Annotated in this window: 2 protein-coding genes; both read right to left on the minus strand. The window is 70.5% G+C overall.

Annotated features, from left to right (window positions below; genetic code table 11):
* Positions 1-169: 169 nt before the first annotated feature.
* Positions 170-6,793, minus strand: coding sequence for a type I polyketide synthase (locus ACFYWY_RS37720; protein ID WP_389195887.1), 6,624 nt, complete (start codon positions 6,791-6,793; stop codon positions 170-172).
* An 82-nt stretch (positions 6,794-6,875) separates the two neighbouring features.
* Positions 6,876-10,313: SDR family NAD(P)-dependent oxidoreductase (locus ACFYWY_RS37725; RefSeq protein ID WP_389195891.1), on the minus strand; the 3,438-nt coding region annotated here is incomplete at its 5' end.

A 10,313-nucleotide genomic window follows, 5' to 3' on the forward strand; every position in this document is an offset into this window, starting at 1 on the left:
GCGGGGGGCGGGGGGGGGGCCCCCCGCCCCCCCCCGCGCCCCCCGCCCCCCCCCCCGGCGGGGGGGGGGGGGGGGGCGCCCCGCCGGCCCCGCCCCCCCCCCCCCCCCCCCCCCCCCCCCCGCCCCTTTCGGGCACTGGCCTCTCAGTGCTGACCGGCCGCCCGCCCGGTCAGCGCGGGGGAGCCGGGAAGTGGTCTTTCCGGACGAAGAACTCCACGTACTTGGCGAAGAGTTCATCGGTCAGCGGCGGACAACTGATCCCGGTGCCTTCCAGCGCGGCTTCCGTCTCGGTCGTGTCGATGGGCGGATAGAAACCGTCCGTGTCGGACGTCATCATCTCGAACGCGTGAAGCAGCGGCAAAAGCGCGTTGCCACGGTCGGCCCGTACCGCCGCGCTCCACTGCTGCCAGTCCGTCTCGCGCAGGCGATAGCCCAGTGAGCGCAGCCGGTTCGCGCACTGCTCAAGGCTCAGCGCGCTCCGGTTGAACAGATGGAAGGTGCCTCCGGATGTCTCGGGTTTGGCAGAGATCCCGAGGATCGCCGCGCTGACGTAGTCGACCGGCAGCAGGTGGAAGCGGCCACCGGCACCAGCAGGTACGGCGCCGGCCTGAAGCAGCCCCTTCAAGGCGAGCCACACGAAGTCGCGGGTCTGGCACGCGCCGTTCCGCTGATCACCGGAGATCACGTCGACCCGGTAGACGGACACGGGCAGACCACGGTCCCGGGCCAGACCGACGAGCTGTTCGGCGACCCACTTGCTCTGCAGGTATCCGCTGGGCAGCGCCTCCGCGGGGCCGGTCGGGTCGGACACCTTGAGCGGTACGCCCTCGGTGACCGGGCCGTCAAAGACGCCGACCGTCGAGACGTAGTGGACGGGGACCGTGCGGTGGTGCGCCGCCAGCCGCAGTACCTCCTCGGTGCCGCCGACATTGGCCGCCCGCAGCGCGGAGTACGGGTGCAGCCAGTGGACGGTCGCGCCCGCGTGGTAGACGACGTCGACCGAGCGTGCGAGGCCGTCGAAGACCTCGGGGTCGAGGCCGAGTTGTTCCTCCGCGAGGTCGCCGACCAGCACCGAGAGCCGGTCGGGGTCCACCTCCTGCCACACGCCGTACCACTCCAGGCTGGTGCGCAGCCGACCGAACGCGGCTTCCTCATCCGCACCGCGCACCAGGCAGTGGATCCGGCCCGTCGTGGTGCGCATCAGATCACGCAGCAGGAACGCGCCGAGGAAGCCGCTCGCGCCCGTCAGCAGGATCTCCCTGGGATCCTCGGCCGTGCGTACGACCTCGTCCGCGGGCCGGATGTCCGCGGCCAGCCGGATGTCCGCCGTGTAGTCGACGGTGCCCGTGGCCGTGCCCGGTACGTCGGCGGCCTGGGACGCGGCGTGATGAGCGAGGACCTCCGCGCGCAGATACGCGGCCAGCGCATCCGGAGTCGGGTGGTCGAAGACCAGGGTGGCGGGCAACGGCCGGCCGGTGACGGCGACAAGCCGATTGCGCAACTCCACCGAGGTCAGCGAGTCGAACCCAAGCTGCGGGAAGTGCCGCTCCCGGTCGATGTGCTCGCTCGCGGTGTGGCCCAGAACACCGGCCATCTCGTCGAGCAGGACCTCCAACACCGCCTCGTGCTGTTGCGCCTGGGCAAGCCCGGCCAGCCGGCCGGCCAGCACGGTGCCCTCGTCGGCCCCGGCCCGGGCCGTACCGCGGACCGGGACACGGACCAACGAGCGGAGCACCATAGGCGCTTGGGCCTGGCCGCGCAGCACCACCAGGTCGAGCGGAGTGGCGACCGCGTCCGGGCGGCCGAGTCGTAGGGCCAGGTCGAACAGGGCAGGCCCCTGCTCCGTACCGACCGGGCGGAAGCCACTGCGGGCGATGCGCTGGAGATCGGCCTCGGTCAGCCCGCCCGTCAGCCCGGTTGCCTGAGCCCATAGCCCCCAGGCGATGGACGTGGCGGGCAGCCCGAGGGCGGCGCGGTGCTGGGCCAGCGCGTCGAGGAAGGCATTGGCGGCCGCGTAGGTGGACTGGCCGGGCCCCCCGACCGTGGCCGCGACGGACGAGAACATGACGAAGGCCGCGAGGTCCAGATCCCGGGTCAACTCGTGCAGATGCCAGGCGGCGTCGGCCTTCGGCCGCAGTACACCGTCCAGCCGCTCCGCGCTCTGCGCGGGAATCAGGGCGTCGTCGAGGACGCCGGCGGTGTGTACGACGCCGGTCAGCGGATGCTCCCGCGGAATGCGCGCCAGCAGACCGGCGACCTCCGCGCGATCGGAGACGTCACAGGACTCGATGGTGACGGTCAGGGCCCCCAGCCCGGTGAGCTGTCGCCGCAAGTCGGCCACGCCTTCGGCCTGTTCGCCCCGACGGCTGACCAGGAGCAGATGGCGTACGCCGTGCTCGGCCACCAGGTGCCGGGCGAACAAGCCACCCAGCGAACCGGTGCCCCCAGTGATCAGAACCGTCCCGCCGGGCTCCCATGCCGGGGCGGTGCCCCGCTGGTCGGGCCGCACTCGGGTCACCCTGGGCAGCAGGGCGCTGTCGCTGCGTATCGCCGCCTGCGGTTCACCCAGGGTGGTCAGACCGGACAGCAGCTCGTCCCTCACCTCGCTGTCCGCTGCCGCGTCCGTGCCGGACGGTACGTCTACGAGCACGATGTGCCCGGGGGATTCGGCCTGCGCCGACCGCAGCAGCCCCCAGGCAGCCGCTGCCCCGAGGTCCGTGACGTCGTCTCCGTCGGACACCGCCATCGCACCGGAGGTCAGCACGACCAGCCGGACGTCGGCCAGGTGCTCCTGCGCCAGCCACTCCTGCACCAGCGTCAGAGCCCGCTCGGTGGTCTCGCGCATCGAACGTGTGGGGTCGGCGCCGGATTCGGACCTCAGCTGTACGCGCACCGCGTCGATCCGCGTTCCCGAGGCGACCGCGGCGGCGACCGCGGCCACGTTGGGATACCACCCCTCCGTTTCCGGCTCCGTGCCGCCGAGTGTGGCCCAGTGGAGGTCGGTCCCGGTGGTCGGCACAAGGGCGCGGGCAGACCAGTCCATGTGGAAAAGCGAGTCATGGGGCCGCGTCTTCGTGAGGGCGAAGCCGGTCACGTCGAGGGGCCCAAGGGTCACGGTCGCCTCGGCGACGAGCCGGCCGGCCGGGTCGGTCAGGCGCAGGGAAAACGTGTCGTCGCCTGCCTCGGGCCCGTCGGCGGTCGTGGTGTCGCTCGCGGTGTCGGCCACCGGTGAGAAGTGCGCCCGCAGGCTGGTGGCTCCGGTGGCGTACAGACGTACACCCCGCCACTGGGCCGCCGAGCGGGGCGAGGCCGACCCCACGGCGAGCAACAGCGGGTGCAGAGCGGCGTCCAACAGTGCCGGATGCAGGGCGAAATCAGGTGCCTGGGGGGCCAGTTCGTCGGTGAGCCGTATCTCGGCGAACACATCCCCGTCGCGTCGCCACAGCCCGGTGAGTCCCCGGAGCGCCGGTCCGTACACGACGCCTGCCTCGGCGATCCTCCGGTACGGGTCGTCCAGTGGGACCGGAGCCGCGTCGGCGGGCGGCCACTGAGCCGACGGTTCAGCGGCCGGCCGGGGCGGCGCGAGCGGGCCTGAGCTCAGCGCCGCGTGCGCGTGCCGGACCCAGGACCCGCCGGCGTCGTCGGACCGGGAGTGGATGGTGAGCACCCGCTGCCCGGCGGTGTCGGGCACGCCGACCCGGACCTGGAGGTGCACCGCGCCGTCGGCGGGCAGAACCAGAGGATCGTCGACCGTGAGGTCGTCCAGGACCGTGCAGCCGACTTCGTCGCCCGCGTGGATCGCCAGCTCCACCAGACCCGCGCTCGGCAGAACGGCGGAGCCCTCGACAGTGTGCTCGGCGAGCCAGGGGTGACCGCGCGAGGACAACCGGCTGCTGAACACCGCCTCGTCACTGTCACCAAGCAGCAGGGCGGTCCCCAGCAGTGGGTGCTCGCCCTGCCGGGGACCGCGCTGGGCGGTCTCACTGTGCGCCGAGGTGGCCTCGACCCAGTAGCGCTGTTGTTGGAAGGCGTATGTGGGGAGCTCGACCTGGTGGGCGCCGGTGTGGGCATAGAAGGTTTCCCAGTCGACTTCGATGCCGCGGGTGTGGAGTGTGCCGACTGCGCGTGTCAGGGCGTGGGGTTCGGGTGTGTCGCGTATGGCGGGTATGGCGGTGGTGGCGTCCGGTTGTGTGGGGGATTGTGTGCTGAGGATGTTGTGGGTGAGGGCTGTGAGGACGCTGTCTGGGCCGATTTCGAGGTAGGTGGTGGTGCCTTGGTTGTGGAGGGTGGTGATGGCGTCGGCGAAGCGGACGGTTTGGCGGACTTGGTTGGTCCAGTAGTCGGGGGTGCGTAGGTCGTCGTTGGTGGTGGGGTGGCCGGTGAGGGTGGAGGTGATGGGGGTGTGGGGGGTTTGGTAGGTGATGTTTTTGGCGGTGGTGCGGAAGTCTTCCAGCATGGTGTCCATGTGGGGGGAGTGGAATGCGTGGGAGACGGTTAGTTGTCGGGTGCGGCGGCCGAGTCGGGTGAAGTGTGCGGTGATGTTCTGGACGGTTGTGGTGTCGCCGGACAGGACGATGGATGTGGGGCCGTTGATGGCGGCGATGCTTGCTTGGTGGTGGTGGTTGGCGAGTTGGGTGGTGATCTCTTCTTCTGTTGCTTGGATGGCGGTCATGATGCCGCCGGTGGGCAGTGCTTGCATGAGTTGGGCGCGGGCGGCTACGAGGGTTGCGGCGTCGGGGAGGTTGAGGATTCCGGCTACGTGGGCGGCGGTGAGTTCGCCGATGGAGTGGCCGGTGAGGTGGTCGGGGGTGATGCCCCAGGATTCGAGGAGGCGGAACAGTGCTGTCTGGAAGGCGAAGAGTGCCGGTTGGGTGAAGCCGGTCTGGTTCAGGAGTGCTGCTTGGGGGGTGTCTTGGGGGGCGAACATGATGGGTTTGAGGGGTTGGGGGAGGAGGGGGTCGAGGTGGGTGCATATGTGGTCGAGGGCGGTGGCGAAGGCGGGGTAGGTGGCGTAGAGGTCGCGTCCCATGCCGGGGCGTTGTGCGCCTTGGCCGGAGAAGAGGAAGGCTGTCCTGCCTCTGGTGCGCTGGGTGGTGACCACTGTGGGCGCGGGCCGGCCCTCGGCCAACGCCCGCAGACCCGCCACCAACTCCTCCCGGTGCGATCCCACGACAGTCGCGCCGTGATCCAGCACCGCTCGGCCGGTGGCCAGCGACCGACCGACGTCCGCGACGTTCAGCTCCGGATGCCCGGTGGCGTACGTGTGCAGTCGTTCGGCCTGGTCACGCAGGGCCTCCTCGTTCCGTGCCGAGACGAGCCACGGCACCACGGGCGGCTCGACGGACCTCTCCTCCAGCTGCCGCTCCTGCTCCCGCTCGACCGTCTCGACATCCTGCTCGAGGATGACATGGGCGTTGGTGCCGCTCACGCCGAAGGCGGAGACGGCGGCACGGCGCGGACCGCGAGCACGGGAAGGCCAGGCGCGCGGTTCCGTGAGCAGTTCCACAGCGCCGGCCGACCAGTCGACCATGGGGGTCGGTTCGTCGATGTGCAGGGTCTTGGGGAGCGTGCCGTGGCGCATGGCCTGGATCATCTTGATGACTCCGCCGACTCCGGCGGCGGCGACAGTGTGACCGATGTTGGACTTCAGTGAGCCGAGCAGCAGTGGCTGTTCACGGCTTTGACCGTACGTCGCCAGAAGAGCCTGGGCCTCGATCGGGTCACCGAGCCGCGTTCCCGTGCCATGGGCCTCGACGGCGTCCACATCGGCCACCGTCAGCCCCGCGTCGGCCAGCGCCTGACGGATCACGCGCTCCTGCGAGGGGCCGTTGGGGGCGGTCAGACCGTTGCTCGCGCCGTCCTGGTTGACCGCGCTGCCCCGCACCACCGCCAGGACCCGGTGACCATTGCGCCGGGCGTCGGACAGGCGCTCGACCAGGAGCAGGCCGACACCCTCCGACCATGCGGTGCCGTCAGCCGCCGCGGCGAAGGACTTGATGCGCCCGTCGGGCGCCAGGCCGTTCTGGCGGGAGAAGTCCACGAAGCCGCCAGGGGTGGCGGTGACAGTGGCGCCGCCCGCGAGAGCGAGGGCGCACTCACCGCGCCGCACCGACTGCACCGCGAGATGGAGTGCCACCAGAGACGACGAGCAGGCCGTGTCCACCGACAGCGCGGGCCCCTCCAGGCCGAAGGCGTAGGCGATACGGCCGGAGGCGACACTGCTCAGCTTGCCCGTCATGAGGTAGCCCTCGAACTCCTCGGGCCCTTCGAGCCCCAGGTAGCTCTGCTCCACCACCCCTGCGAAGACACCGGTATTCGACCCCGCGAGCGCGGTGGGGTCGATACCTGCGTTCTCGAAGGTCTCCCACGCCGTCTCCAGCAGCACCCTCTGCTGCGGGTCCATCGCCAGCGCCTCACGGGGCGAGATGCCGAAGAAACCCGCGTCGAACAGGCCGGCCCCGTCGAGGAACCCGCCCTCACGCGTGTAGGAGGTGCCGGGTTCGCCCGGGTCCGGGCTGTAGAGCGCCTCCAGGTCCCAGCCCCGGTCCGAGGGGAATTCGCTGATTGCGTCCCTGCCGTCCGCGACAAGCCGCCACAGATCGTCCGGCGAGGACACCCCGCCCGGGAAACGGCACGCCATGCCCACGATCGCGACGGGCTCCTGATCGGCGGTCTCCAGCTCGGTGATCCGCGCGCGAGCCTTCTGGAGGTCGGCGGTCACCCACTTCAGATAGTCGACCAGCTTCTGCTCTTTGGACTCGGGCTGCTGCTCATGGGACATATCTGCGGACATGCGGAATCAGTCTCTCCTCGGTGGCGGAAGACGCCGGGAAACGCAATACGGAACAAGAAGCGGGGCGGTGGGGCGGGGATGGTCAGCCCGCCGAGCGGCCGAGCTGTGTGTCGATGAAGTCGAAGATCTCGTCGGCCGAAGCCGACGCGATCCGGTCCGTCACCGCGTCCGTCGTGGTCGTGGCCGACTCGGAGCCGGTCACCTCCGCCAGCAGGGTGCGCATGCGGGCGGAAACGGCGGAGCGGGCCTCGTTGTCGTCGCCGAGCGCCGCCAGCGACACCTCGAGCCGGTCCAGTTCCTCGTGCACGGCGCCGGCCGGGTCCACGCCACGAGGGGCGGCCTCGGCCAACAAGTACGTGGCGAGGGCCGCCGGGTTCGGGTGGTCGAAGACCAGGGTGGCGGGCAATCGGACACCGGTGTCGGCACCCAGCCTGTTGCGCAGCTCCACGCCGGTGAGCGAGTCGAAGCCGAGCTCCTGGAACGGCCGGTCCGGCGTGATGGCTGCCGGGCTCGAGTGCCCCAGAACCGCCGCGACGACGGCGGCGACGGTCGCCAGCACGTGCTGCTCCCGCTGGGCCTCCGGCAGCTCGGCCAGCCGCTCGGCCAGGCTCACCGTTCCGGAGGCGTCCGGAACCCGCCGGTGGTCGGCCCGACCACCGGTCAGGTCTCTGAGCAGCGCCGGGCCGTCACCGGCGCGGTCACCCGCGGGGGCGCTCGGAGAGGCAACCAGCGCCGCGACGCCCGAGGACAGGGCCCGGTCGAACAGGGCACGGCCCTCGTCTTCGGTGACGGGCAGCAGACCGTCACGTACGAAGCGGCTCAGATCCCGCTCGGTCAGCGCCGCGTTGATGCCACCGTTGTACAGACCCCAGGCGATGGAGGTGGCGGGCAGCCCGAGGGCGGCGCGGTGCTGGGCGAGCGCGTCGAGGAAGGCATTGGCCGCCGCGTAGTTGGCCTGGCCCGGCGCCCCGAAGATCCCCGCGACGGACGAGAACATGACGAAGGCGCTGATGTCCAGGTCCCGGGTGAGCTCGTGCAGATGCCAGGCTCCGTCGGCCTTGGGCCGCAACGCGTTGTCCAGTCGCTCGGGGTTCTGCTCGGCAAGCAGCGCGTTGTCGAGGGCACCGGCGGTGTGGACCACCCCGGTCAGCGGACGGTCACCGGGTATGCCGGCGAGCAGGCCGGCCAGCGCCTCCTTTTCGGAGACGTCACAGGACTCCACGGTGACGGTCTTGGCTCCCAACCCGGTGAGCTCGTCCACCAACTCGACCATCCCGTCGGCCCGTTCCCCGCGGCGGCCGGCCAGGAGCAGATGGCGTACGCCGTGCTCGGCCACCAGGTGCCGGGCGAACAGGCCGCCCAGCCAACCGGTACCGCCGGTGACCAGGACCGTACCTGCGCCGTCCCAGACCGGGCCGGCCGATCCCCGGCCGGGCACGGTAACCAGGCGGGGTGTCAGCACGGTGCCTTCGCGCACTGAGACCTGGGTCTCGCCGGACGCGACGACGGCCGACAGAGCAGAACCCGTCACCGACGGGCCGTCGACAAGGACGATGCGGCCGGGTGCTTCGGACTGGGCCGATCGCAGCAGGCCCAGGGCCGCCGCCGCTCCCAGATCCGGAACACCCTCTTCCTCGGTGACCGCCACGGCTCCGGAGGTCAGCACCACTAGCCGGACGTCGGCCAGCTGCTGCTCCGCCAGCCACTCCTGCACCAGTTCGAGGGCGTAGTGCGGACCGTCGACGGCGTCGCCGAACAGGAAGGGGAGGAGTACCGCGTCGAACCGCGCCCCGGAGGAAACCGCCCGGCCGATGTCGGCGATGTGCGTGAACCTCGGCGCCTCGGGCAGGGCGTCGGACATGTACTCCGCAGGCGCGAGGATCGCCCAGCGCTGCGGCTTCACCGGCGCGGGTGGATCGGCCTCCACCCACTGGACCCGGAACAGCGCGTCCTGCGCCGGGACGGGCCGCGGAACCTCCGACTGCAACCAGTAGCGCTGTTGTTGGAAGGCGTATGTGGGGAGCTCGACCTGGTGGGCGCCGGTGTGGGCATAGAAGGTTTCCCAGTCGACTTCGATGCCGCGGGTGTGGAGTGTGCCGACTGCGCGTGTCAGGGCGTGGGGTTCGGGTGTGTCGCGTATGGCGGGTATGGCGGTGGTGGCGTCCGGTTGTGTGGGGGATTGTGTGCTGAGGATGTTGTGGGTGAGGGCTGTGAGGACGCTGTCTGGGCCGATTTCGAGGTAGGTGGTGGTGCCTTGGTTGTGGAGGGTGGTGATGGCGTCGGCGAAGCGGACGGTTTGGCGGACTTGGTTGGTCCAGTAGTCGGGGGTGCGTAGGTCGTCGTTGGTGGTGGGGTGGCCGGTGAGGGTGGAGGTGATGGGGGTGTGGGGGGTTTGGTAGGTGATGTTTTTGGCGGTGGTGCGGAAGTCTTCCAGCATGGTGTCCATGTGGGGGGAGTGGAATGCGTGGGAGACGGTTCGTTGTCGGGTGCGGCGGCCGAGTCGGGTGAAGTGTGCGGTGATGTTCTGGACGGTTGTGGTGTCGCCGGACAGGACGATGGATGTGGGGCCGTTGATGGCGGCGATGCTTGCTTGGTGGTGGTGGTTGGCGAGTTGGGTGGTGATCTCTTCTTCTGTTGCTTGGATGGCGGTCATGATGCCGCCGGTGGGCAGTGCTTGCATGAGTTGGGCGCGGGCGGCTACGAGGGTTGCGGCGTCGGGGAGGTTGAGGATTCCGGCTACGTGGGCGGCGGTGAGTTCGCCGATGGAGTGGCCGGTGAGGTGGTCGGGGGTGATGCCCCAGGATTCGAGGAGGCGGAACAGTGCTGTCTGGAAGGCGAAGAGTGCCGGTTGGGTGAAGCCGGTCTGGTTCAGGAGTGCTGCTTGGGGGGTGTCTTGGGGGGCGAACATGATGGGTTTGAGGGGTTGGGGGAGGAGGGGGTCGAGGTGGGTGCATATGTGGTCGAGGGCGGTGGCGAAGGCGGGGTAGGTGGCGTAGAGGTCGCGTCCCATGCCGGGGCGTTGTGCGCCTTGGCCGGAGAAGAGGAAGGCTGTCCTGCCTCTGGTGCGCTGGGTGGTGACCACTGTGGGCGCGGGCCGGCCCTCGGCCAACGCCCGCAGACCCGCCACCAACTCCTCCCGGTCACTGCCGACCACCACCGAGCGGTGCTCGAAGCGCGCACGTGTCGCCGCGAGTGAGTACGCCACGTCCAGCTCGGCCGGGCCGTCGCCGTCCCCGACCAGAGCGAGCAGTTTGCGTGCCTGGTCACCCAGCGCCTGCGAGGTCCGCCCGGACAGCAGCCAAGGCACTGCGGGCAGCGGCCGCCGGGCGGCCTCGCCGGATACGGCATCGGGCGAGGAGCCGTCCCCGGAAGCGGGCACGGACTCGGCCTCCTCGACGATCACATGCGCGTTCGTGCCGCCGAACCCGAAGGAGGAGATGGCGGCGCGGCGGGGGCGGTTGAGGGTGGGCCAGTCGGTGTGTTCGGTGAGGAGGTGGACGGCGCCGGATTCCCAGTCGAC

This window comes from Streptomyces sp. NPDC002870 (assembly GCF_042888505.1).
Lineage (GTDB): Bacteria > Actinomycetota > Actinomycetes > Streptomycetales > Streptomycetaceae > Streptomyces.

Excerpts from the sequence above, each read along its gene's own strand:
- ACFYWY_RS37720 (WP_389195887.1), bottom strand. The coding sequence starts at position 6,793 with ATGTCCGCAGATATGTCCCATGAGCAGCAGCCCGAGTCCAAAGAGCAG.